The 23,707-nt window shown below is 68.9% G+C and carries 21 protein-coding genes and 1 pseudogene; 11 read left to right on the forward strand and 11 right to left on the reverse strand.

Translation table 11 applies throughout. The features are described 5' to 3' along the window. Positions 1-35 precede the first annotated feature (35 nt). From ABZ887_RS32135 to ABZ887_RS32150, 4 genes are all read right to left on the reverse strand, one after another. The gene (locus ABZ887_RS32135; RefSeq protein WP_361296948.1) at positions 36-1,994 is read right to left on the reverse strand and encodes a S8 family serine peptidase; all 1,959 of its coding nucleotides are present in this window, start codon (positions 1,992-1,994) and stop codon (positions 36-38) included. Position 1,995: 1 nt separating this feature from the next. Next, positions 1,996-3,966, reverse strand: coding sequence for a S8 family serine peptidase (locus ABZ887_RS32140; protein ID WP_361296951.1), 1,971 nt, complete (start codon positions 3,964-3,966; stop codon positions 1,996-1,998). Then, on the reverse strand, positions 3,963-4,178 hold the full coding sequence (locus ABZ887_RS32145; RefSeq protein ID WP_361296954.1) for a hypothetical protein: 216 nt from the start codon (positions 4,176-4,178) through the stop codon (positions 3,963-3,965). The genes ABZ887_RS32140 and ABZ887_RS32145 overlap by 4 nt, the downstream gene beginning before the upstream one ends. A 536-nt stretch (positions 4,179-4,714) precedes the next feature. Continuing rightward, the gene (locus ABZ887_RS32150; protein ID WP_361296957.1) at positions 4,715-5,026 is read right to left on the reverse strand and encodes a hypothetical protein; all 312 of its coding nucleotides are present in this window, start codon (positions 5,024-5,026) and stop codon (positions 4,715-4,717) included. A gap of 434 nt (positions 5,027-5,460) precedes the next feature. Between ABZ887_RS32150 and ABZ887_RS32155 the strand changes: the two genes are divergently transcribed. The 3 genes from ABZ887_RS32155 to ABZ887_RS32165 all read left to right on the forward strand — a co-directional run bounded on the left by ABZ887_RS32155 (position 5,461) and on the right by ABZ887_RS32165 (position 8,417). Beyond that, the gene (locus tag ABZ887_RS32155; protein ID WP_361296960.1) at positions 5,461-7,533 is read left to right on the forward strand and encodes a glycosyl hydrolase family 28-related protein; all 2,073 of its coding nucleotides are present in this window, start codon (positions 5,461-5,463) and stop codon (positions 7,531-7,533) included. A gap of 264 nt (positions 7,534-7,797) precedes the next feature. Then, the gene (locus ABZ887_RS32160) at positions 7,798-8,037 is read left to right on the forward strand and encodes a hypothetical protein (protein ID WP_361296963.1); all 240 of its coding nucleotides are present in this window, start codon (positions 7,798-7,800) and stop codon (positions 8,035-8,037) included. Beyond that, on the forward strand, positions 8,037-8,417 hold the full coding sequence (locus tag ABZ887_RS32165; RefSeq protein ID WP_361296966.1) for a toxin Doc: 381 nt from the start codon (positions 8,037-8,039) through the stop codon (positions 8,415-8,417). The genes ABZ887_RS32160 and ABZ887_RS32165 overlap by 1 nt, the downstream gene beginning before the upstream one ends. Before the next feature lie 35 nt (positions 8,418-8,452). Here the strand turns inward: ABZ887_RS32165 and ABZ887_RS32170 are convergent, their stop codons facing one another. From ABZ887_RS32170 to ABZ887_RS32180, 3 genes are all read right to left on the reverse strand, one after another. Further along, positions 8,453-9,097 (reverse strand): class I SAM-dependent methyltransferase, encoded by a 645-nt coding sequence (locus ABZ887_RS32170; protein WP_361296969.1) that lies wholly within the window; start codon positions 9,095-9,097, stop codon positions 8,453-8,455. A 220-nt stretch (positions 9,098-9,317) separates the two neighbouring features. Continuing rightward, positions 9,318-10,958, reverse strand: coding sequence for a carboxylesterase family protein (locus ABZ887_RS32175; protein WP_361296972.1), 1,641 nt, complete (start codon positions 10,956-10,958; stop codon positions 9,318-9,320). 49 nt (positions 10,959-11,007) lie between these two features. Further along, entirely contained in the window at positions 11,008-13,455 is a 2,448-nt protein-coding gene (locus ABZ887_RS32180) for a glycoside hydrolase family 3 C-terminal domain-containing protein (protein WP_361296975.1), read from the reverse strand. A gap of 185 nt (positions 13,456-13,640) precedes the next feature. On the opposite strand from ABZ887_RS32180, the gene ABZ887_RS32185 reads away from it, so the two are divergent. Further along, positions 13,641-14,792: an ROK family protein gene (locus ABZ887_RS32185; RefSeq protein ID WP_361296978.1), complete on the forward strand. Its 1,152-nt coding sequence runs from the start codon at positions 13,641-13,643 to the stop codon at positions 14,790-14,792. 355 nt (positions 14,793-15,147) lie between these two features. Then, the gene (locus ABZ887_RS32190) at positions 15,148-15,726 is read left to right on the forward strand and encodes a hypothetical protein (RefSeq protein WP_361296981.1); all 579 of its coding nucleotides are present in this window, start codon (positions 15,148-15,150) and stop codon (positions 15,724-15,726) included. A gap of 228 nt (positions 15,727-15,954) precedes the next feature. On the opposite strand, the gene ABZ887_RS32195 is transcribed toward ABZ887_RS32190, so the two are convergent. Next, a complete protein-coding gene (locus ABZ887_RS32195; protein WP_361296984.1) occupies positions 15,955-16,680 on the reverse strand; it encodes a hypothetical protein in 726 nt (241 codons plus the stop codon). A 240-nt stretch (positions 16,681-16,920) separates the two neighbouring features. Beyond that, positions 16,921-17,109, reverse strand: a complete 189-nt coding sequence (locus ABZ887_RS32200) for a hypothetical protein (protein WP_361296987.1) — start codon at positions 17,107-17,109, stop codon at positions 16,921-16,923. Positions 17,110-17,321: 212 nt separating this feature from the next. On the opposite strand from ABZ887_RS32200, the pseudogene ABZ887_RS32205 reads away from it, so the two are divergent. Further along, a pseudogene (locus ABZ887_RS32205) lies at positions 17,322-17,842 on the forward strand (IS5/IS1182 family transposase); the annotation flags it as partial. A 142-nt stretch (positions 17,843-17,984) separates the two neighbouring features. Here ABZ887_RS32205 and ABZ887_RS32210 read toward each other — a convergent pair. After that, positions 17,985-18,359, reverse strand: a complete 375-nt coding sequence (locus tag ABZ887_RS32210) for a hypothetical protein (RefSeq protein WP_361296990.1) — start codon at positions 18,357-18,359, stop codon at positions 17,985-17,987. A gap of 445 nt (positions 18,360-18,804) precedes the next feature. On the opposite strand from ABZ887_RS32210, the gene ABZ887_RS32215 reads away from it, so the two are divergent. The 5 genes from ABZ887_RS32215 (at position 18,805) to ABZ887_RS32235 (ending at position 22,150) form a co-directional block, all read left to right on the forward strand. Next, complete coding sequence (locus tag ABZ887_RS32215) at positions 18,805-19,155, forward strand: hypothetical protein (RefSeq protein WP_361296993.1); 351 nt, start codon at positions 18,805-18,807, stop codon at positions 19,153-19,155. 291 nt (positions 19,156-19,446) lie between these two features. Beyond that, positions 19,447-19,977 carry a hypothetical protein gene (locus ABZ887_RS32220; protein ID WP_361296996.1) on the forward strand — a complete coding sequence of 177 codons (531 nt, stop codon included), beginning with the start codon at positions 19,447-19,449 and terminating at the stop codon, positions 19,975-19,977. A gap of 94 nt (positions 19,978-20,071) precedes the next feature. Next, a complete protein-coding gene (locus tag ABZ887_RS32225; protein WP_361296999.1) occupies positions 20,072-20,416 on the forward strand; it encodes a hypothetical protein in 345 nt (114 codons plus the stop codon). Positions 20,417-21,011: 595 nt separating this feature from the next. Further along, entirely contained in the window at positions 21,012-21,320 is a 309-nt protein-coding gene (locus tag ABZ887_RS32230; RefSeq protein WP_361297002.1) for a GNAT family N-acetyltransferase, read from the forward strand. Positions 21,321-21,523: 203 nt separating this feature from the next. Beyond that, positions 21,524-22,150 carry a hypothetical protein gene (locus tag ABZ887_RS32235; RefSeq protein ID WP_361297005.1) on the forward strand — a complete coding sequence of 209 codons (627 nt, stop codon included), beginning with the start codon at positions 21,524-21,526 and terminating at the stop codon, positions 22,148-22,150. Between the two features lie 863 nt (positions 22,151-23,013). Here ABZ887_RS32235 and ABZ887_RS32240 read toward each other — a convergent pair. Continuing rightward, positions 23,014-23,547: a hypothetical protein gene (locus tag ABZ887_RS32240; protein ID WP_361297008.1), complete on the reverse strand. Its 534-nt coding sequence runs from the start codon at positions 23,545-23,547 to the stop codon at positions 23,014-23,016. Positions 23,548-23,707: the final 160 nt, after the last annotated feature.

Genomic DNA, 23,707 nt, shown 5'->3' on the forward strand with positions numbered 1-23,707 from the left:
GGTTCGGCGGTCGGGGTGGCCCGTAGCGGAGGCGTTCACTTCAGAGCCCCGGACGTGACGAGCGCGTAACCTTGCTGACCGAAGACGACGGACCCGTCGACCGTGATCTTCCACTTGCCGACCGGCGGATGGTCGACGATGACCATGTGCACGTTGTTGCGGAGATCCGGTGGGCCGGGCGGGCCGGACCCGACCGGCCTCGACAGTCCGGTGGGAATGCCGATGTCGTTGCCGACGTAGGCGATTCCCCCGGGGTCCTCGGCCTCCAGCCTGAGGAGGTTCCGCGCGGGCAGGGTGTGCAGGGTCTCGGCGGGTGGAACGTCCGTCCACACCAACGTGATCTTGAGCTGTTCGGTGATGCTGCTGACGACGACTTCGTGCGTGCGCCGTTGCCCGATCTCCAGGCCGGCGCTGTGCCGCACGTCGTGCACGTCCACCCGGCGGTGCGCGCCGTCGAAGAACAGCGTGCGATCGAGCCGGATGAGCCCCCAGCCCTCGGTGAGGCTCGGGTACCCGGGACGACTGGTCATGTCGACGGTCGAGTTGAGCGGCACCGCCCGGATCAGCGCGCCGGTCGGCAGCAGGCGGCGGTCCGGCCGCTTCCTGCCGGTGGGATACCAACCCTCCGTGAAGTACTGGCGCACGAGCGCGGCAGCGGCCGCCGCGTTCGGCGCGGCCCAGCTCGTGGCGACCGCTGCGAACACCTGCGGCTCGCCGGTCAGGCAGTACGGTGCGGACGGCGACGCGGGGTTCACCAGCGCCGAGCTGATACCGCCACCGACGGCCATGATCTCGGGCTTCCGGCGCTTGTCGGGGCTCGTCGGCCCGGGAAGCCCGTCGCCGTCGCTCATCTCGAAGGGGAAGGCCTTGGCCGCCGCGACGCACAGCACGTTCTTGGCGATCCCGGGTGGTGTGTTGTCCGCCTCGTGGAACCCGGCGCCGGCGCCGACGACCACATGGTCCTCGTTGCGGAAGCTGAACTCGTCCGCGTCCCGAGCCGTCTTGTCGTAGCTCGTGATGTCCGCGAGCCCCCAGCTGTTGTTGTGGATGGTGGCGCCCGCGTCCCTCGCGTCCTGGAGCATCTTCAGGAGGTGGTTGTCGCGGGTGCGGACGACGAGCCTCGCCGCGAACGCCCCGCCCCGGTGCGGGTGGGTGCCCGGGTTCGCGCGGTCGTCGCCGGCCGCGATGCCCGCGACGAACATCGCGTGCTCGTTCACCTTGGTGTCGTTCTTCCTGGTGAGCGAGAGGATCTTGCGGTGGCCGGGACCGGGGACGTTCGGCTCGTCGGCGAAGAAGCAGCGGTTCAGGTCGATCGTCCCGTCCTTCTCGATGATGCCGATCACCTGGCCCTCGCCGTGCAGGCCCTGGTCCCAGATCGTGCCGCCGTGCACGCCGACCCCACCCGACTGGATCGTCTGCGCCGCCTCCACGTTGAAATCCACGGCATCCGGTTCGGGCTCCGCCCAGACGACGTCGTCGATGGCCGCGATCAGGGGCAGAGCCGCACGGTCGTCGAGGGTGAACTCCGCGAAGAGGTGACTGCCGGCCGGGCGGTCGTCGATCATCCGGACGTCCCGGGCGCCGGCCGCGTCCAGTGCCGATCGCACGGTGCCGGCGTCCGCGTCGTCGAACATGGTCGTGATCAGCCGAAGCGGGGTGCCGGTGGCGGGAATCCACGGCGCGAGCTTCAGCGCCGGATCGAGTGCGGTGCACGACCGCACGAGGAAGTCGGCACGCAGCCTGCCGACGGTCCCGTCGTCGAGCCGCTCCAGGAAGGCCAGGTTCGGGATGAACCGGTCGAGGAGCAGACCGTACGCGGCTTTCACCCGGGCGACGTCGGGTTCGGTCAGCAAGGCGGTGAACTGGACGATGGTCGCCTTTTTCGCCGGCGCGAGCCCCTCGTCCGGTACGGGTACGTCGACGGGGTCGAACGGCTCGTCGCCGATCATGAGGCGGAAGTCCGGTGACTGCGGCGCGGTACCGGGTGCGTTCACGTCATCCCCCCGACACGACCAGTGCGTAGCCTTGTCGTTCGAACACGAAGCTTCCTCGAAGCGTGATCTTCCAAAGGCCTGTGAACGGGTTGTCGACGATGACCATCTGGACGTTGTTGACGAAGTCCTGGGGGCCGGATCCACCCTCGTGGGAAAAACCCGTGGCGGGATCGATGTCGTTGCCCAGGTACCTGACACCCAGCGCATCCTCGACTTCCAGCCGGATGACGTTCCGCCACGTCTGTGTGGAACCCTCGAACGCGGGGAGATCCGTCCACACGAGCGTGATCTTGAGCGGCTCGGTTCTGGTGCCGACGAAATAGCGGTACGTGGCACTCGTCTGCGGCAACAGCCCGGCACTGTGCCGTACGTCCTTCACGAACAGACGGCGGGAGGAACGCGGATCCTTCTCGAAGAAGAGCGTGCGATCGAGCTGGATCAGCCCCCAGCCCTCGGTGTTGGACGGATAGCCGGCGATGCCCGTCATGTTGACCGTCGAGTTGAGCAGCACCGCCTTGACCAGGGCGCCGGACGGACGGACGCTGCGATCCGGTTCCTTCCTCCCGTTCGGGTACCACCCCTCCGTGAAGTACTGACGCACGAGCGTGGCCGCGGCGGCGGCGTTCGGGGTCGCCCAGCTCGTGGCGGCAAGCGTGGGGTTCTTCTTCGGGAGGCCGGTGTCGCAGTACACGGCGGGCGGGGTCCTCGGATTCAGGAGGGCGGACCGGATGCCGTTGCCCACCGCCATGAGATCGGGTTTGCGCCGCCCGTCCACGGTCGGCCCACTCTTTCCGCTGCCGAAGGTCATGTGGTCGGGAAAGGCCTGGGCGGCGGCGACACACAGCACGTTCTTCGCGATCCCCGGTGCGCCGTTGCCCGATCCCGGGTCGTTCGTGTTCGAGGCAGCGCCGATGATCAGGTGTTCCTCGTTCTTGAAGCTGAAACTGTCCGCGTCGACCGCGTCGGCGTTGTAGGTCGTGACCAGACCGGACCAGCTGTTGCTGTGGATGAAGGCCCCCGCCTTCTTCCCTCTGTCGAGAAGCTCCACGTATTTGCGACTCACCGGTGCGAACAGATCGCCCATGCTGTTGCAGACGATCTTCGCCTCGTACGCACCACCCCGGTTCGCGTGAAGGGTGCTCGTCCTGCCGTCGGCGCTCCGCTGGTCGCCGACCGCGATGCCGGCGACGAACATGAAGTGGTCGTGCGCCCCGATGTCGTTCTGGTCGAACATGCCGAGGACCTTGCGGTGGTCCTCATTCGCCTTGGACTCATCGGGATCGTTGAAGAAGCAGTGGTTCAGGTCGAGATGGCCCTTGTCGATGAGTCCGAGGATCTGGCCCTCGCCGTGCAGCCCGCGCCGCCAGATCGTGTCGTCCGCCGGGCCGCCGGTCCGTCCCGACTGGAACACCTCGGCCGAGGGGACGTCGGTCACATCGCGCTCCGGCTCCGGCTCGACGAACACCACCTCGTCGAGGGCCGCGACCTGCGGCAGTACGGCCCGGTCGTCGAGGGCGAACGAGACGTACTGCTCACTGCCGAGCGGCCGGCCGTCGGTGAGTACGACATCGCGTGCACCCAGCGCGCTCAACGCCGCGCCGACGGAGGTCAGGTCGGCGTCGGCGAACAGGGTCGCGATCAGGCCGAGCGGCGTGCCGGTGGCGGGCAGCCAGGACGCGAGTTTCAGCGCCGGGTCGAGCGCGACGACCGAGCGCACCAGGAAGTCGGCCCGCAGCCTGCCGACGGTCGCGTCGTCGAGCCGCTCGAGAAACGCCAGGTTCGGGATGAACCGGTCGAGCCTCAAGCCGTACGCGGCCTTCAGACGGTCGGCGTCGGGCCCGTTGAGGGAGGCCGCGAACTGGACGACCATCGGCTTCCTGGCCGACGCGAGGGCTTCGGCTGCCGCCGGTACCTCGATGGGGTCGAACGGCTCGTCGCCGATCATGAGCCGGAAGTCCTGTGGCTGAGTCACTGTATGAGCACCTCTCCGGTTCGTGCCGACCTGGCGGCGTCGGGACTTCCGGCCGCCGCACCGGTGGCCGCGACGCCGGCGGCGACTGGGCCGTAGCCGCATACGACCGTCTCGTCGACGACGGTGACCTCGGTGGACGGCGTGGAGCAGTCCGGCCTCACGGTCGCCTCCGGGGCCGCGTCGCCCAGGGGTTCGATGATCCGGGTGGTCATTGCCTGCGTCCGTGCCTGCATCCGTGCTTTCGCATGCCGTCGACGGTGCAGGGCCCGCCGTCACCACATCGTCACGGCCGCGTCACCGGGCCCGACCTGCGACCGTTCCCGACTTCCCGCCGGACCGCCATGCACGGTGAGCTGCGCCAACGGTGACAGTCCGCTGAGCGGAACGGGTCGCGACAGGGGGCAACCGGGAACGCACGATGGCTACCGGTGGTCGGCAGATCGGACAGTTGCCGACGCCGGCGGGGGGTTCCACCGGACCCGGCGCCCAGCGTTGCGTGGCGAGGAACGGTGCGCATCGTCGTTCCGAGCACGGGTACCGGTTCACGGCTCTGCCGTTCACCCTCGTCGCGATACTGCTGTCACTTCACGCCGCAGCCGATGCCCCCTCGGGCCGACGGCGCGGGTCGACGGCAGACGTCTGGCCGGGAGCCACCCCTCATGCTCCCGGCCAGGCGGAACTGTTCTTGTAGGCGAGCCATCGGCCCAGCCGCTTGCACCGAGGGCGCAAGCGACACCTCAATGCCCACTCACACGTCGTCCATGCTCGCAGGGCCCGCGATGCACTTCCCGGTCTTGTCCACCACGTAGATGATGTCTCGGGTGCCGACTTCGCCGACTGCTTTGGCGGGCTCCGGGTCGATGACGGGGCAGACCGACTCCACTCCCCGGACGACCACCCTGTACCTCACAGGCCATGTGCGTTCTTCGGTCCACCCGAAGTAGGTACCGCCCCCGTCCGACGCTTGGTCGGGGTCGCCCACGACCGTGACGCCGCGCTCTCCGCAGGACGGACAGCCGAGCACGCGCGCACCCCAGGCCGACTCGTTGACCAGCCGCACCGGCAGTCCGTCATCGCTGGAACTTCCGCACCCCGTAACGAAGACGGCGGTGATGCCCAGTGCCGCCAGGAGCGTCGCACGCGGTCGTCTCAGGCTCCGACGGGACAGGGTGTCGTCACTGCCCGGTCTCAAGGGTCCCACGCTTCGGTCTCCCCCCGTGAACACGAATCGAGATTGGATCATCGCAGGTCACGGGCTGATGAGCAACGGTTCGAGGCCGCCTGCTGCTCATGTTGGAACGAGATCCAAGCGCAAGTAATCGACAATGGATTGCAGAATCCGTATCAGTCGATGGAAAGAAACGTCCACTGTCTTGTCCGGCCGTCCTGTCGCGCCCTAATGTCCCGGTACGCAGCGGCACGGCCCGTTCCCGTCGTGCTGCCGCGCACCGAGCTGCCCTCGGTGACCTCCGCTCCCAGAGAAACGAGAATCCGATGGCGCGGTACGCCGACCACGTTGCTGCGGAGCGGCTGAGAGGCCGTGCGCGAAGACCGGCTCGGACCCTGGTGGCGCTGACCGGGGTCACCGCCGGACTCGTGCTCGGCGTCGGCGCTCCGGCCCCGGCGTCGTCGTGGCACGCCGGCCGCGCGGGCCTCCCGACGGTGACCCGGGCCGGGCTCGACCCCGCCCTTGTCGCGGGGCGGGGCGCCGCGGTGGACTTCGACGAACAGGAGGCGGAGAACGCGGCGACGGACGGCACCGTCATCGGCCCGGACCGCACCGCCTACACGCTGCCCTCGGAGGCGTCCGGCCGCACGGCGGTGCGCCTGAAGGCGGGCCAGTACGTCGAGTTCACCCTGCCGCGCGCGGCCAACGCCCTCACCGTGCGGTACAGCATCCCCGACGCTCCCGGAGGCGGCGGCATCACCGCACCCCTCGATGTCTCCGTGGACGGCCGGCACCGCACCACGATGACCCTCACCTCGCAGTACTCCTGGCTCTACAACCAGTACCCGTTCAGCAACGACCCCCAGGGCGACCTGCTGCACCCCGACTGGTGGATCACCGAATGCGGTTGCGTTCCCGCGGCCACCACCCCGGCGCCCGCCATTGACAAGCCGTTCAGGCCGAGCCACTTCTACGACGAGCAGAGGCTGCTGCTCGGCAAGCGGTACGCGGCCGGCGACACCGTCCGCCTCACTGCGCCCAGGAACAGTACGGCCGCCTGGACCGTCATCGACCTGCTCGACACCCAACTCGTCGGCGCGCCCCACGTCGAGACGCATGCCGCGAACGTCATCGCCTTCGGAGCCGACCCCACCGGCCGACGTGACGCGGGCGACGCCTTCGACCGGGCCATCGCCTACGCCAAGAAACGGCACCTCAAGGTGTACCTGCCGCCGGGCACCTACCAGGTGAACCGCCACATCGTCGTGGACGACGTGACGATCGTCGGGGCCGGCAGCTGGTACACCATCGTCAAGGGCCACCAGGTCACCCTCGACACCCCCGCACCCGACGGCTCGGTCCACACCGGGGTGGGCTTCTACGGCAAGGACGCCGCGGACGGCGGCAGCCACGACGTCCACCTGTCGGGCTTCGCCGTCGAGGGCGACGTACGCGAACGCATCGACACCGACCAGGTCAACGCCCTCGGCGGGGCGCTCAGCGACTCGACGATCGACGGCCTCTACCTCCACCACACCAAGGTCGGCATGTGGTTCGACGGCCCGATGACCCGTCTGCGCGTCACCCGCACCCAGATCGCCGACCAGATCGCCGACGGTCTCAACTTCCACACCGGCGTGACCGATTCGAGCGTCTTGGACACCTTCGTCCGCAACACCGGCGACGACGGTCTGGCCATGTGGTCGGAGAAGACGGGCGACGCGCGCAACATCTTCGCCCACAACACCGTGCAGACCCCGGTCCTCGCCAACGGCATCGCCCTGTACGGCGGCACCGACAACACGGTCACCGGCAACCTCATAGCCGACCCGATCAGAGAGGGCAGCGCCATCCAGGTCGGCTCCCGGTTCGGCGCGGGGCCCTTCACCGGGCACCTGCGGATCACGGACAACACCACAGTCCGCTCAGGCCCCTTCGAGCTCAACTGGAAGATCGGCCTCGGAGCCGTCTGGTTCTACGCCCTGGAACGGGACATCGACGCCGACATCCAGGTCACCGGCGACCACTTCCTCGACAACACCTACAACGCGATCATGCTGGTCTCCGACTTCCCGGTGAAGGACAAGTACGCGATCCGAGGTGTCCGTTTCAAGGACATCCGCGTGGACGGCACCGGCACCTCCGTGCTCAGCGCCCGCTCCGCCGGATCGGCGTCCTTCGAGAACGTGGACGCCCGCAACGTCGGCGCGGTCGGCATCAACAACTGCGGCTCCTTCAACTTCCCCGCCTCCGGCTCCGAGTTCGCGGTGAACGACCTCGGCGGCAACGACGGCGGCGGCACGACCGGCCCCTGGCTGGCGTCCTGGGAACTGCCGAACACCATCACCTGCGACGACCGGCCCCCGGTGGCCCCGCCACCGGCCCCGGCCCCTTGGTGAGGTACGACGGGCGAAGCAGCCACGCCATCACAGGAGGGCAGACCGTCTCCACTCGTGGGAGGCGGCCCGCCCGCTCCTGCCGAGCACCGACAGACATGGGCTCGACCATCGGCGAGATCGACTTGAGGGTGTCGCTCGACTGACGCTCGCCCGGATCTACAGGGCTGTAGAAATTCCCCCGGAAGGTGATCACGCAGCAGGTTCACCGAGGGCCGCTCCGGCCTCCCGCTTCACCCGCAGGCACCTACTAGGTACCATCGCTCTATGCCATCCCTGAACGTGTCCTTCACCGACGAGGAACTCGAAGGCGTGCGGGCCGCGGCCGCCGCCGAGGGCAAGAGCCTCAAGCAGTACCTGCACGACCTCGGAATCCGCGAGATGCAGCGCAAGCAGTTCGTCGCCGGTGCGACCGAATGGGCCGAGCGGCTGCGTCGCGAGTTCGACGAGGCCTTCCCCGACGAGGTGCCGCCCGCCGAGCGCGGCAACGGGGCTGCAGCCGCCTGATGCCGCCCCTCTACATCGACGTCTCCTGGCTGCTGGACGTCCAGGAGAACGCGCTCGGCCACGACGACCTGACCGTCTCGGACTACTCCGCGCTGGTTGCGGCCGTCGCCCGCCACAAGACCCGGTTGCCCACCCTCGCGGCCGCCGACCCCGACACGGCCTGGCGTGCCGCGGCCCTCCTGCACACGATCGTGCGCCTGGAGCCGCTCCCGCACCGCAACAGCCTGTACGCCGCCTTCCTCGCTGCCCAGTACATGGCGCAGGCCGGCGAAGGCATCGACCCGCCCTACGGCGCCCTGCCCGACCTGGTCCGCAAGGTGCGTGACACCCGGATCGGCGTCCAGGACGTCGCCGACCAGCTGCGCGGCTGGAAGCTGTAGCCGCCGGCGCCGAGGCCGCCAGGGGGCTGAGCGCGCTAGGTGACGGGCACGGAACGTGGTTCGGCGATGCCGATGATGAACTCCTCCCGTGGCCGGATGTCGGCCGACCACCCCAACGCGGCCAGTTCACCGGTGAGTTCTGCCGGTTCGTGGAGGACCTTCACGATGCGGTACTGGCTGCCGTCGTCGAGCCGGCGCACGTCCGAAGCCACTTCCGCACGGGCGGCCGCGGCGGGGCCTTCATCGATGAAGACGGCCTTGCCACGGGGCGCGAGGGCGGCAGCGACGGTGTTCCAGAAGTCGCCGAGCCGAGACGGCGGGACATGGGAGAGAAAGAACGCGAAGAACACAGTGTCGTAGCGGCGCGGCGGCTGCCACTGGAACACGTCGGCCCGATCGAACCGGACGTTGGAGGAAGTGACCCGCGCCCGCGCGATGCCCAGGACCTCCGGTGACGCATCGACAGCGGTCACCGAGCGCGCCCGCGCCGCCAACGCCCCGGTCCACTGCCCCGTTCCGCAGGCCAGCTCCAGCACATCCCCGGCAACCGGGAGGACGCCGGCCAGGGCCAGCAGCTTGCGCAGGTCCTCACGCTCGGCATAGACCCGGTCGTACTCGGGCGCGCGAGCTCGGTAGTAGGCAATCTGCTCCGCCAAAAGGGAATCCCCATCGATTTCCACGACCTCGACGTTAACGGGCCCAGGCACAAGCGGCCCCCGAACAAGCCAGTTCCGGGGCCGCTCAAGGGCGTCGAAGCCGACCGACCGCCCACCCGCTTCGCCCCGGATCCTGCTGCCGGCCGAACCGACCCGGCAGCCGTCGGCCCAGAAGACGACGGCGGCCGGCGCGACAACCCGCATCCGCGTGGTCTGTTCGATGCCCGCCGCACCGGACGCTCTTTTAGGAGCCCTGTGTGACCGGCATGGTGTCCCAGAGCGAGCACTGGTGTTCCGTGGCGAACCGGGCGTCGTCGATCAGGACACTCCTGCCCCCCGCCCGCAGCGACAGCGTCACCTCCTTGCCGCTGCGGTAGGCGGGCCAGGCGGCCTGCCGGGCGACGTGCGGTCGGCCGGTCTTCGTGAAGGCGCCCCAGTACTGCGTCATCTCGCGGGCGAGCCGCCGTTCACCGGCGTCGAAGAGCGGGGCGATCGGCGTGCCGTTGTCGAAGCTGGGCCAGATGTAGGCGAGTTCCGCGGCGTGGCCGGCACCCCAGACGTAGCCGGGTATCTGCGTCAGACCGGGCCCGGTCCGGTGGTCGAACTCGTACGAGTAGGTGGGGGTGTAGCGCTCGAAGGTCCGCACGAGCGAGCGTTGCCCGCACCCGCCGATCCCGCCGATCATCCCCGAGTCGGTCATGATCGCGCCGACGAGGTACGCCGCGGTGTACGCGTCGGACGTCTCGGGCCAGGGGTAGCGGGCGAGGACCTCGTCGGCACGGTCCCCGGCGACGCCCTGGACGAAGGCGAGGTAGGCCGCCTTGCCCGCCCCTATGTAGCCCTGGGCGAAGGTGCGGCCCTCGTCGCGGTTGGCGCCGACCAGCACGGGCACGCGCGCGAACCGCCCGCTGTCCACCGCCTCGCGCACCTCGACCGGAAACGTCGGCGTGCCGTCCACGAAGGCGGCCGAGAAGGACCGGCTCGCATCGAGCAGCGCACCCACCGAAGCCGACCGCAGACAGCCGAGGACGGCCGCCTGGTCGGTGCCGTCGCAGCCCGCCTGCCGGGCGAACGCCGTTCCGGTGGCCTCGGCCCGGTCCTGCGGCTCGCTGGGGCAGGACCCGCTCTGGATCACGGCGCGGGCGAACAGACCGCGTGAGCCGGGCGACACCAGATGCCCGCAGACGGACCAGCCGCCCGCGGACTCGCCGTCGATGGTGACCGCGGCGGGGTCCCCGCCGAAGGCCGCGATGTTGCGCTGCACCCAGCGCAACGCCGCCTGCTGGTCCATGAAGCCGTAGTTGCCGGACTCGCCGCCCTCCTCGGTGAGGGCGGGGAGCCCGAGGAAGCCGAAGACACCGAGCCGGTAGTTGAGCGAGACCCCGATGACACCCGTCTCCCGTACGAGCTTCGACTCGTCGTTCTGCGCGCCGCTGCCGTTGGTCAGGCCGCCGCCGTGGATGAACACGTGCACGGGAAGACGGGCACCGGCCCGCACACCCGCCGGCCGCCACACGTTGATGTCGAGACAGTCCTCGGTCTCGCTGCGCGGGCCGTTGCCGCTGGGCAGTACGGGGCAGGGGTTGCCGAAGGCGGTGGCCTCACGGACACCGGTCCAGCGCGCCGCGGGCCGCGGCGGTTTCCAGCGCAGGGAGCCGGTAGGGGCCGCCGCGTAGGGGATGCCGACGAACCGCTCGACGCCCTGGGAGACGGCACCGCGCACGGCGCCCTCGTCGGTGGGCACCACGCTCGCCGCTCTCGCGGACGCTGGCACGGACGCAGCCGTCGACGTGGTCGCGGACGCCGTCGCGGGCAGCAGCCCGACGGCGGTCAGGGACAGGATCAGCGCGCCGCCCACGGCGGCACGGATTCTGCTCGCAGTCATGGAAACCTCTCTGGGGAACCTCTCTGGCGGGAGACGAGGGACCGGAAGGTCAGCGGGTGACGCCTACGCTGCCGTGCAGGGGCAGCGTCCGCGACGAGGAGCCGACCCACACGTCCCGTTTCCCGGTGCCGAGCACCCAGGTGTGGGAGGACGTGTTCCAGTACTTCAGCTGCTGGGCGTCGACCCGGATGCGTACAGTCTTCGACTGGCCCGCGCGCAGCCGCACCTTCTGGTAGCCGCCGAGCGAGCGCACCGCCTGCGGCGCGGTGGCCCCCGGGCTCGCGCCGACGTAGACCTGGGCGACCTCGGCACCGTCACGGGTCCCGGTGTTCTTCAGGGTGAACGAGACGGTCAACGCGCCGTGACTCTGCCGTACCGCGAGATCGCGGTAGGCGAACGAGGTGTACGACAGCCCGTAGCCGAAGGGGAAGAGCGGAGCGACCTGCTCCTTGTCGTACCAGCGGTAGCCCACATAGACGCCTTCGGAGTAGTTCTCCTGGTCGCCCACTCCCGGGTACCTGAGGGGGTCTCCGGCCACCGGTGTGGCGGACTCGCTCGCGGGGAACGTCTGGGTGAGCTTGCCCGAGGGGTTCACGTCGCCGTAGAGCAGCGCGGCGGTGGCCTCGGCCCCGTTCTCCCCGGGGTAGTACATGTCCAGGACCGCCTTGACCTTGGAAAGCCACGGCATGGTGATCGACGACCCGGTGTTGAGCACGACGATCGTGTTCGGGTTGGCGTCGGCGACGGCGGAGATGAGCCCGTCCTGGTCGGCCGGCAGGGAGAGGTTCTTCCGGTCGAAGCCCTCGGTGCCGTCGTCGTAGGCGAAGACGACGGGCGTCCTCACCTGGCGGGCCAGCGCCACCGCCTCCTCCCGCGCGGCCTGCGCGGCCTCCGGGGTGACCCAGCTCAGCCGGACCTTCGTCGGTCCGCCCTGGATCGCGAGGGCGCCGGCCTCGAAGCTGTGCGCTCCCGCCGTGAGGTGCACCGTGGCGCTGCTGGAGCCCAGGAAGCCGGTGATGACGCTGTTCCCGTCGATCTTCACCAGGCCGTACGCGGCGGGAAGGTCGAAGACGAAGGAGTAGTCGCCGTCGGTCGGCACGGTGAGCGTGCCGCTGTAGTAGAAGGAGGCGTCCGGTGTGACGGGGATCGTTCCGTCCGCGTCCACCGGCAGGGCGGGGCTGAGGGCCGAGGCGGGAATGGGGTCGCCGGTGTCGATGCCGGCCGCGTTCCGCACCGTGGCATGCCGGCCCGCCCGCGCGGTGATGGTGTCCAGCGGCGAGGCCGCGGAGTCCGGTACGACGTTGGAGCTGCCGCCGCCGGTGACCTTCGGTGTCTTCGCGGTCGGGCCGATGAGTCCGATGCTGGTGTCCTTGCCGGTCAGCGGAAGCGCTCCGCCGGAGTTCTTCAGCAGGACCGCGCCGGATTCGGCCACCTTCTGGGCGACTTTCGCGCCGCCTTTCGGATCGCGTGCGGGCCGCCGGTCCGCCGCACCGTCGAGGAGACCGAATTTCGTCATCTGCTGCAGAATGCGCGCGACCGAATCATTCAGCTCCGAGACCGGAATGGTGCCGTCGGTAATCGCGGTCTTCAGTTCCCCGCCCAGGTAGACGCCGCTCGGCATCTCCTGGTCGAGGCCGTTCACGATGTCGGTCGTCGCATGGGTCGCGCCCCAGTCCGACATGACCCAGCCCGCAAAGCCCCACTGCTCCTTGAGGATCGAGTCGAGCAGTTCCTCGCTGCCGCAGCCGTGGCTGCCGTTCACCGAGTTGTACGAGCACATCACCGCCCCGGCGCCGGCCTTGACGGCGGCCTCGAAGGCGGGCAGCTCGATCTGACGCAGGGTCTGCTCGTCGACGTTGACGTTCACCCCCATCCGGTTGTCTTCCTGGTTGTTCTCCGCATAGTGCTTCACGGTGGCGATCAGACCCTGGCTCTGAACGCCCTCCACCTCACCGGCCACCATGCGGGAACTGAGCAGCGGGTCCTCGCTGAACGTCTCGAAGTTCCGCCCCGCGTACGGCACCCGGATGGTGTTCGTCATGGGCGCGAGCAGGACGTCCTGGCCGAGTGCACGGCCGTCGCGTCCGACGGTCCGGCCGAACTCCCGGGCCAGCCCGTCGTCGAAGGACGAGGCCAGGGCGACCGGTGCCGGCATCGCGGTGGCGTGCTCGTTGACCCGGACGCCCGCCGGACCGTCGGTGAGCCGCAGTTCGGGGATACCGAGGCGGGGCACCCCCGGGATGTATCCGGCCTGCCCGAGCGCCTCCGGATCGGTGCCGCCGTGGACGAAGGACAGCTTCTCGTCCAGCGTCATCCGGGCGATGAGAGCGGCGACGCGCGGGGACACCTTGAAGGTCACGCCCGAACTGCCCGCGCCCGAGGCGCCGGGAGCCACGGCCGTGCCCCCGGCGAGCAGCGCCGCGCTCACTCCCGCGATCAGCGCCGTACGGCGTAAACGGCCGCCGCGGCGTCGTACCGATCTCCGATCGAGCTCCATGCGAACTCCTCACCACTGAAGTGCTCGACGATTTATGTCTCCGCTGGACAGAATTCGAGTCGAAGCAGGTGGCTCTATAAAAGATCGAACGCTCAAGGAGGTTAAATTCGCACATTCGATGCGTCAACCCTCTGGAATTCCGTTCTTGCCCGACATAAATTGACGCCCTCACAGGGAGGTGACACGTGTCGGCACGTGACGAGGTCCTGGCCCATGTCCGGCGGCACGGCAGCGCGTCGCGCCCCGAACTCCAGACGGCCCTGGGCATGAGCCGTCCGGTCGTCGCGGCCGTCGTCCGCGACCTCCTCGCCGACGAGCTGCTGACCGAGCACCAGGGGGAGAACCGGGGCGGCCGCGGGCGCCCGGGCCGCCGCCTTCGGCCGCGCTATCCGGCGGGCGCGGTCGTCGGAGCGGACGTCGGCCACCGGCACCTCACCGTCGCCGCGGCCACCCTCGACCTGACCGTCCGGGCCGAGCGGCGGGTGGCCATCGACGTGGACGCCCAGCCGACCGCGGCCCTGGACATCACCGCCGACATGATCCGCCAGACGGTCGAGGAGGTCCGGCTCACCGTCGACGGACCCGTGAGCGCGTGCGTCGTCGGCATACCGGGGCCGCTGGACATGAGCAAGCGGGCGATCGCCTCGCCCACCATCCTGTCCAGCTGGTCCGGGCTCGACCTGGCGGCCGAACTGGGCTCCCGGACCGGACTGAGGGTCTCCCTCGACAACGACGCGAACCTCGGAGCCCTCGCCGAACACCGGCACGGCGCCGCCGACCACCGCGGCAACCTCATCTACGTCAAGGCCTCCGACGGCATCGGGGCGGGCCTCATCGTCCACGGGATCCCGGTCAGCGGCAGCTTCGGGGCCGCGGGCGAGATCGGGCACACCCAGGTGATCCCGGACGGCGACTGGTGCCGGTGCGGCAACCGCGGCTGCCTGGAGACCATCGTCTCGGTCCGCCAGGTGCTCCAGCAGGTCCAGCACTTCTACCCGGGCGACACCGACCTGCGGTCCCGGCTGCCGGAGATCGCCCACCACCCGGTGGCCCGCAAGATCTTCGCCGAGACCGGCCGTACCCTCGGCCGCGTCCTGGCCAACCTGTGCGCGCTGCTCGACCCCGCGGCCGTCGTCATCGGCGGTGAGATGAGCCAGGCGGGCGAGGCGTTCGTCGACGGCGTCCGCGACTCGATCGAACGGCTCGCCCAGCCGGGCTTCGACAACCGCGTCCTGGTCGCCGCCTCCGCCCTCGGCACCCGAGCCGAGCTGATCGGGAGCCTCACGCTCGCCCGGGACATCGCCCTGCGGGACGGAATCCGGCAGGCCGACGACTGACCGGAGGCGGCCGGGGCGACGGGGCCGCTCCCCACTCCGACGGCCGGGACACCACTGGCAGACCTCGGACAACCCCACCGGCCCCCCGGTTGTCGTACGACCACCGCCCCGCTCGCCGGTCTCCGGGACCAGCTGCGTACGCTGGACGGGCGCGGGCGCTCATCGTCGCCACCGACGAAGGCAGCGGCTCCGTCTGCGTCTGCGGACAGGACGGGAGCTCTCCCTACTGTCGAGAACGCTCGACAGGTCTCGCGGCGTGGCCTCACGCCCGCGCATCGTCTGTCGGACGCGATCAGCAGTGCGGTCACCGACAGGGTCGGCCCGGGCCGGGAGCTGATACCAGGGACAGGCAAGGATGAGCGAGCAGAGCAACCCCACCGCAACGACAGGCATGACGGCCGAGGCGGCATTCTCACCGGACAGTCCCACCGTGCGCCGCCGCCACCGCCGGGCGGTGGGACAGCTTGCCCTGTCCGCGTTCCTGCTCGTTCCCTGGACCGTCTACCTGGCCGTTTCGTTGCCCGATCGCTTCGAGGCCCGGTACTGGCCCATGGTCTGGGTGGGCTTCGACGTCATGCTGCTCGTGTCGCTGGCCGGCGCCGGAGTGGCGGTCTTGCTGAGACGGCAGGCCCTGGTTCCGCTCTCCCTCGTGGCCGCCACGCTCCTGGTCTGCGATGCCTGGTTCGACATCTCCCTGAGCTGGGGGCGAGGCGACGTGTGGGGGAGCATAGCCTCGGCCGTACTGGTAGAACTGCCGCTCGCCGTCCTGCTCATCATGCGCGCACGCCGGGTACTGAAGATCTCGGCCCGGCTGGCCTGGCAGCGACTCGGACTGGCCGGCGAACCTCCGCCGCTGTACAAGATGCCGCTGTTCGTCGCCCTGGCACCGTCGGGCAGCCCTCAAGGGGACCCGGAGAGAGCCCAGGACGCCTGACGGCCTGATGGTCCCGGACACCGGGCCCGCGATCGCCCACAGGGCCGTAGAAATCCGCCGCTCCACGCGGTTCCCGCAGTCCGCCTGACGACGGGGGCGCGGGTGTCCGCCGCGGACGAGGACACCCCCACTGGCCGGCGTTGCAGGCGTCTACGAGGTCTACCCCGGCCGCCGCAAATCCGGCTGTGGCTTTGCTCCTGAGTCTCGCCGCTCTCTTGCGCCCTTGGTCTATCGCAGGACGGGGCGGTTGGCGGATGCGTACTCGTCCGCGATGTTGAACACGCTGGCGCAGTTCGGACATTCGGCCTTGCCGAAAAGGTGGACGATTCCGTGGGCGAGTGCCTCGTGTCCGTCGCGGAGAGCAGTCTCGTGCATCCACCTGCCACTGCCGGAGAGTTCGGCGGAGCTCGCCGGCCGTAGGCCGCGGCGGTCCACGTCGCCCAGGTTCCAGTCCCGGATCGCTGAATGGCGCCCGTGGTCCCCGATGGCGATCGTCACGTCCACGGCGCAGTGGGAGCAGGCCAGGTGGTAGAAGTCGTCCGTGAAGTCTCCCAGGACGGCGCTCCAGTGGTACTCCCCTTTGGCTGCAAGCAGATCGCGGAAGACAGCGAGGTAGTCGACCGGTCGCGATTCGAGATGCTGGTCCAGCAGTTTGCGGAACTCCGTGATCGCGTGGGTACAGTCCGCCAGCAGATCGTCGCAGCCGTGGTGTCCTGCCGCGCGGCGCAGGATGGCCCCTGCCAGTCCACGAGCTCGTGTGCTCCTCGATGCGAGACGTACCAGGCTCGGCAGTGCGGCAAAGCCGGCGGGGAAGACGAGGTCGTGTTCCAGGACCAGGCGATATCCCAGTTCCTCCCACGCTTCGGGGCTGTCCTCGCGTTCCAACCGATCCAGGAGGACGGGAACGCGATCGACGTCCATGTAGCAGTCGTGCATCTGCGTCCAGTTCACCACCTGGGCATTGAATCCCCCCGTGACAGCTGGGGCGGAGGGCTGCCCTTGTTCCCGACCGGACAGGCCCTGGTGCTGATCTGGACGCGAACCGGCTATGCGTCGGATCGGCCGGTGCGATGGTGCTTCCGGGCCGATTCGGACCCGGCGTGCCCGACGGGTCGGCACGGTCTCTGCGACTCTCCCGGCTACGCTCGCGCGGGAGCGCCCCGCAGCGCGTGGTTGCGGGGCGCCCAGCGGGGTTCAGTCGACCATCTGCCCGTCGTACATGCCGCCCTTGCAGGTGTTGTTCGCCCAATTGACCGTTCCGCCGCCCTGCTCGCACTCACCCGGGGTGAGGCTGGCGGCGGTGGCGGTGGGAGCGCCTGTGAGGCCGAGTCCGGCGAGAGCTGCCGTGGCGATGACGGCGGCGAGGATTCGTCGAATGCGCATGTGGTTCGCCTTTCACGGATTGCCTCGGTTGGGACAGTACTCAGCTTGATGTTCATCCATGTGGGCGACATGTCGGGTTAGGCCGTTCGGGTGACGTTGCTGTCGGGTGCGGGGTCGGTGACGCGACCCGTCAGGTCCTGGTGCCGGACGGGCCGTGGGAGCTCTTCGAGGGCGTGGCGCCGGTCTTCGGTGCCTCCTGGCAGATGGTGCACCGGCGATTCACGGACTGGTCGCGGGCCCAGGTGTGGGCCAAGCTGCACCGCGTGGTGCTGGACGGGTTCGGCGCGGCCGGCGGGCTGGACCGGTCGCGCCGCGCGATCGACTCGGTTACTATCCGCGCGGTCAAAGAGGGCCCTTGACCGGACCGAATCCGACCGATCGAGGGGGGTTTGGTTCGAGAATTCGCGCCATCGGCGACCGCAGCGGGCTGCCTGTTTCGGTGGGCCTCTCCGGCGCCGACCCTCAGGACTGCCCGGCGAAGCTGCACGCGGACAAGTGCCACGACTTCGACCACCTGCGAGGCCGGCTGCGCCGTCGGCAGATCGTGCCGCGCATGACCCGCCGCAGAATCGAGCCGTCCGGCCGATTGGGGCGGCAGCGGCGGGTGGTCAGGCGGACGATGTCCTGGCTGAACGGCTGCCGCCGCCTGCACTGCCGCTACGAGCGCGAGGCTGAACACTTCCTCGCCTTCGTCGGTATCGCCGGCACCCTCATCCGCTGTCGCCGCACCGTCGTTGAGACGACCCGCCAAGGCTTGTCCCGAAACGCTTGTCCGCAGTTGAGATGCCCCCACGACCTGCTACACGAAGCTGAGAATCACGCAGGTGGTAACGGCTGCGGTCAGGCAGGCGCCGGTGGTGCGGATGCGGATCACGTCAAGGCTCGAACGGTGTCGCAGAGCGTCCGTAGCACGCCAAAAGCTCGGTCCCGGTGTCGTCGAAGTACAAGGTGAAGAACGAGAGCCGGTCTGCCGCGACGATGGACCCGGTACGCAGTTGCTCGCCGGGGTGCCGCGCGAGGATCCCTACGGTCTCTTCGAGGCCGATAGTCTTCGGTAGACCGCGCTTCAACGACAGTCTCAGCCTCGTTGCGGTGATGCCGTGGACCATCCGGTGGGGTGCCAACCCGTCGAAGATCTCCACCTCGCCGCCGGCAGCGACGGCCTCGCGTGCTGCCTTGCACGCGCTCGTCTGGTCGGTGAGCATCGCAGCGACGTCGAGGAGACGTGGGCGCTCGTCGTCGATGGGCATGCGCTGACTGTAAAGATCGAATATGGCTGTTGCCACAGGATTCGGCGTGGCTCGGGGGGCGAGACAGATGTCGGCTCACCCGCGAAACAGCCGGGCGGAACGCCTCTTGAACAGCGGAGGTGGGGGGTGGAGCGCGGCAAAACGTCTCCAGTCCCGAGCTGGCTGCCGGGGCCTGTCCGACCCACCCCCCATGGCCGCGAGTCCCTCACGATCTCCGTCCGGCCCATCACACCGCACCGTATCGCGGGGCACTGACAACACCGGCGGCAGGCAGGCGAGTGCTACGGAGTACCGCCGTGGCAGTTGGCTGCATCAGCCGAACTAGTGCCGCATCAAGCAACGTTCGCCCTATGCGCCTCGCAAACCAGATGACGTGAGCCAGCAGCATCTGCAGAATGCCGACGGTGACTGAATAGTTGCCGTCCATACGAGGGGCTGGTGCATCGTGACTGCTGGTGAATCACCCTCGCTTGGGCCAACCGTTGCCTGTGCCGAGTGCGGGGAGCTCTACCAGCAGGCGGGGCGGGGCAATGGCGACTGGTTCCACTTCATGGTGGTCGAGATGCACCGTCGGCCGGACGGTCAGACCCAGATCACCGGCCACTGGCGTGCGGGTGACTGGATGGATGGGATGTCGCTCGTGCTCCGCACCCGTGATGGTCGTCGCGTGGCCATCACGGGTGCGCAGATGGAGCCGCCGCTCAACAGCGCGTGCGAGGCTCGCGGACAACGGCGACTGGTCGCCCCCAAGTTCGACCTGCTGCCGTCGAGCGGTTGTATCCACGCCGCGAGGTAAGTCCCGAGGGCAGCCGGCGATGTGACGCCGTCCGGCGTCCGCTCAGGCGTCATGCTGCTCGGGTGGCTGAGCGTGTGCTGGTGCGCGAGATCGATGACGACGAGGGGCGACGGTTGCTGCGGATTGTCCGCCGACAGTAGTAGATGACGGTGGCCCGGGGGCCCATGCCGAAGGCGACTTCACACCCCCCGTAGCCGCGGGCTCGGCCCATGGACGGGCAGTAGCCCCTCGCGCATGGACCTGTTTCCATCGTGATTGGCGGGGGCCGGGGCGGCGAGAGGGCCGGAGGGTATGGGCGAGGATGACAGCCGGATCGAGAGCGGCCGTTGGGAGGCGGCGAGTCCGGCGATGCTGGGATCCGCGGCGGAACTCCTGGTGGCGGCCGAGTTCGCGCTGGCCGGGTACCAGGTGTACGAGCCCCTGGCAGACGACCGCGGAGTCGACCTCTTGGTTGACCTTGGGGCGGGTCGGCATCTGCTGGTCCAGGTGAAATCGGTTCGGGTCGGCATCCGCGACAGCTATGTATTCATGCGCAAGAAGCACTTCCCGTTGGAGCCTCATCGCGCAGTCGCGTTGGTGGTCTTTCCAACGGACGGTGACCGGCCGGAGTTCCTGCTCATCCCGGCAGAGACGTGGCGTGCCGCTCGACCGCCCTTCGCCGACCGCGATTACGCGGGGAGGAAGAGCGACCCCGAGTACGGCATCTCCGTGCATCGCAGCCGCTGGCGCGAGGACCTGGCCGGATGGTCCCTGCGCGAGCAGATGAAGGAGATCACGGGCCCGCTCGTCCAGGATCAGGCCGACGTGGACGGTGTCGGCTAAGGACTTCACAGGGGGCCCTTCCTGCCTTGTCAGGAGTGCTGACGAGGTGGGCCCCTGGTGGAGCCGGACGGAGACGCTGGGGCAGGATGGCGTCGTGCCCACCACAGTCGTCGAGATCCATGTGCCGTTGCTGCCGACACCCCATCTGCCCGACGGCGCCTACCCGTTTCCCTGGATCGAGGATGTCGAGGACTTCCTCTTCGCTCTCGAAGACCAAGGCGATGTCGAGGTCTTCGACGACGGAGAGGACGACGGTGACGCCTACGTCTTCTTCGTCACCGGAGCAGGTGAGCGGGAACTCCTGGCAGTGGCGTCCCGCGTGGCCACCCTCCCCGGGGTCCCCGAGGGAGCGGTTGCCGTCGTCAGCAACGACGCGGCCGAGGAGTTCGGCCTGGCACGACGGGTAGCACTTCCACTGCCTGCGCTGGGCGCAGCGTAGTCGACTGCCGTACCTCACGGTCGGGGCCGTCCAACGGCGCGGCACGCTTGTCCGCCGTCAGGTTTTTCCACCCTCCGCTGGACCATCAAACGCGCTGTCCTGGTGGCGCTGGAACGCGGACAGCCTTTTCGCTGCACGATGGATGCGCGGCATGACCCCCAAGGAGACAATCAGCCACGTCGTGCATCACCGGAAGATCGCCCCGCGGGCCCCGGCCGCGGCCCGCCGCCGTGAGCGAGGTGCTCGGTGACGGAGTACGTGCTCGGCGTCCCGGCGCCGCATGGGGAACCAAGGATCGCGGTGAGTGCGGCACGTGATCATGACGACTTCTCGGACGCTCTTGCGAACTGCGAACCCGGACGACGTGGACAGGATCACCGACCTGCACACTCTCGCCCGCACGGCGTACTACCGGGCAGATGGCGTGTCGGACGCGGAGCTCGCTTCCCTCCGACGCGTGGTCCAGCCGGCGGGAGAGCTGGATCCGCGCCACCTGGTCCGATGAGCGGATCGTTCTGTGCGCGGAACGAGAGGGCGAACTGGTGGGCGTCTTGGCGATGGGACTCCCCACGAAGCCGATGTCGATCCTGTATCTGTGGGTCAGCTCTACCAGGTTCACGTCCGTCCCGGACTGTGGGGACACGGCATCGGCAGCCGTCTGCACGCGGCATCCGTGCAGTTCCTCCGTGACGCGTCACTGGCCACGGGCGTCCTGGAAGCATGGGAGCGCAACACCCGGGCTCAGGCGTTTTACACCCGGCACGGCTGGAGGCCGGACGGGCACCATCGGCCCGGCCCACAGGACGGGCGCTACGTTCGCATGCGCCTCAGTCCGGATCCCGAAGCACAACCCGGCCACGGTGGTCGGTTCGTTCCAGGTCCCGGGACTGGAAAGGGCTGCTGATCCACGGCGCGTGCGGGTGAACCTCGTGCGCAGGTCCCACACATGGGCAATACGTGAAGTGAGCCCACTTCCAGGAGAACCCCATGCCCTCCGGTCCCCGGCGCAGACGCACCGCGCTTACCACCCACGCGACGTCTCGAAGCTGGTGGAGCCGCCACTGGAAAGGCGTCTCAGCCGCGCTTTCTGCAGTGGCCGTCGGAACTGTGACCACATTGCTCATCGAAGGAATCCACAAAGGCACCAAACTCATCAAGGACGGCAACAAGGCGCCGTTCACATGGACGACACAGGTGAATGCGCCGGAAGACGCGCCATGCCGTGGCGGTGCCGTGGTGATCCCCAATGCACATGCTTCTCTTCCCTCATGGGATAATTGGGATGCCTGGGTGAAACGTGAGGGCGGTGCGCACGCCGACAGAGTCGTCATCCGGGTCACTCTCCAGGGGAAATCCACGAACAGTGTCGTAGTGCATGCGCTCCGAGTGGGGGTGGACTCCAGAAGCGCGCCCAGAGGTGCCGCATACGTCCCTGGTGGCGGATGCGGCGGACTGACACCAAGACTCTTTGAAGTCGATCTTGACGACCCGAAGCTGACGGTAGTGACGAAGGCAGGCGAGGACGGCACTCCTGCCGTCAAATTCCCCTATGTGATCTCCTCGACCGAACCCGAAGTTCTCCTGGTCTCCGCCGAGACCGACACATGTGACTGCACGTTCCATCTGGACCTCGACTGGACCAGCGGAGACCGCGGAGGGACTGTCAGGATCAATGAGGGGAAGAATCCGTTCCGTGTCGTCGGGACGGAGAAGCTCCCGACACACGTCCTGTGATGCGATCCCCCGATGCGGTCGCAGTCGAACGTGCCGGTGGCGGTCAGCACGGAGCGGGCGACAATCGTGAGCTTGGTCCTGCGTGTTCTCCTCTGCTCCGGGCCTCCTGCACCAGGCCCTGGGGAGCAAGGATTTCGTGAGCCGTGCTGCCTGATCAGGCCATTGCCTGGTCACCTGCTGAGGCTGCGGGCCGTGCCCCGCACGTGCGCAGTGCGGACGCCTCCGTGCACTGGGCGGGGAAGTACATCGGGTGAGCTGCGGACGGATCGCCATTCGGTTGTAGATGGCGCCCTTGCGAAGTGCGGCGAAGTCGCGGTGGCGTGGCCGGACGCCGCCCGGTCGACTTCAGGGGCCCGGCACCGCGAGCGTGATGAACACTCCCGGCCGTATCTGGGGTGCCCACCCTCGCTCCACCAGTCGTTTCCCCTTCGGTCGCAGTCCCTCGACCGTCGCCGGGACGGCGCCCGGTCCGGGCGCGACGGCGAGTTGCCGGCAGCGCATGCGCACCGGCCCCGAACCAACCGATCACGTTCGGAAAGCAGGTGACGTCTGAGGCCTTAACACGGGATCGCCGGGCAGCACCTCGACGTACGCGGGTGCCGGAAAACTCCTGAAGGAGGAGCGGCCAGGCTGGATCATCAACGTTGATCAGCTCATTGACCTCGTGCATCCCCGCATCGTCGCACCAGCGACCAATGGCTCAGTCCGCCGGGTCGCCCGCACCTCGATCCGGAAGGAATGGGCTATCGCCCGCTCGCGGGTCGGCGAGGTGCTGGACCGACGCGGTCGAGGAGACCGAGCAGGGCCACGACGAGGTCGGCCGGACAGCGCCGAGGGTCCGTGGACGGGCCGAGCAGACGTCGTCAGCGGGGCCGCGAAGCCCAGGTCGCGGGTACCGGTATGGCGCGAGGGGCTGAACCGCGGTCGGTGCTGTCGGTGGATTGTGCGCCGACGCTGCCACCTCCAGCCCCGCTCCGACCACCGCACCGCTCAGCGCCGTGATGAAGGGGGATCCGTCCGCGGGCGATGTGGTCGAAGGCGACGTGCGGGATGTGCCGTCCCAGGGCCGGCCGTCGTCCCCGACCGTCGTGGAGTTCCTTCATGAACTCGGCCTGGTCGAGGCCGGCGTAGAAGTGGGCGCCGACACCGAAGGCGACGGCGGCCTTCGCCTCCTGACCGGCCCGCTCCGCAAAGCGGCCGTGTTCGGCATGCATGTCCTCCGTCAGGGCGTTGCGTTTCTCCGGACGGTTGGTTCCGATCAACGCCACCTTGCCGTCGAGTTCGTAGGTGATGTGTTCCTCGGCCGTGACCCTGGCTCCTCGTGTTCTTGACCGGCTGATCCCACGCATCAGCACGCCCCGGGGAGAACGGACTGTCCATGGCGGGATGTCGCTCAAACCGCCCCGATCGTCGACGGATTTCCGGGTATCCGGAGCGGACGGACTGCGCGAGGTCCTCGTCCAGGCCTCCCGGCGCAGCCCTCTCGTGCCACGGCACCCGGACGGTGGCAGGTCCGCCATGAAACGCCGGCTTCACCTTGCCTGACCGGCCGTCCAG

The organism is Streptomyces sp. NPDC047061 (assembly GCF_040643955.1).
Classification (GTDB): Bacteria; Actinomycetota; Actinomycetes; order Streptomycetales; family Streptomycetaceae; genus Streptomyces.

What these genes read in the sequence shown, in the direction of transcription:
- ABZ887_RS32220 (WP_361296996.1), top strand. Translation starts at nt 19,447, where the DNA reads ATGGGCGAGGATGACAGCCGGATCGAGAGCGGCCGTTGGGAGGCGGCG.
- ABZ887_RS32160 (WP_361296963.1), top strand. Translation starts at nt 7,798, where the DNA reads ATGCCATCCCTGAACGTGTCCTTCACCGACGAGGAACTCGAAGGCGTG.
- ABZ887_RS32210 (WP_361296990.1), bottom strand. Translation starts at nt 18,359, where the DNA reads ATGCCCATCGACGACGAGCGCCCACGTCTCCTCGACGTCGCTGCGATG.
- ABZ887_RS32190 (WP_361296981.1), top strand. Translation starts at nt 15,148, where the DNA reads ATGAGCGAGCAGAGCAACCCCACCGCAACGACAGGCATGACGGCCGAG.
- ABZ887_RS32145 (WP_361296954.1), bottom strand. Translation starts at nt 4,178, where the DNA reads ATGACCACCCGGATCATCGAACCCCTGGGCGACGCGGCCCCGGAGGCG.
- ABZ887_RS32200 (WP_361296987.1), bottom strand. Translation starts at nt 17,109, where the DNA reads ATGCGCATTCGACGAATCCTCGCCGCCGTCATCGCCACGGCAGCTCTC.
- ABZ887_RS32175 (WP_361296972.1), bottom strand. Translation starts at nt 10,958, where the DNA reads ATGACTGCGAGCAGAATCCGTGCCGCCGTGGGCGGCGCGCTGATCCTG.
- ABZ887_RS32155 (WP_361296960.1), top strand. Translation starts at nt 5,461, where the DNA reads ATGGCGCGGTACGCCGACCACGTTGCTGCGGAGCGGCTGAGAGGCCGT.
- ABZ887_RS32165 (WP_361296966.1), top strand. Translation starts at nt 8,037, where the DNA reads ATGCCGCCCCTCTACATCGACGTCTCCTGGCTGCTGGACGTCCAGGAG.
- ABZ887_RS32180 (WP_361296975.1), bottom strand. Translation starts at nt 13,455, where the DNA reads ATGGAGCTCGATCGGAGATCGGTACGACGCCGCGGCGGCCGTTTACGC.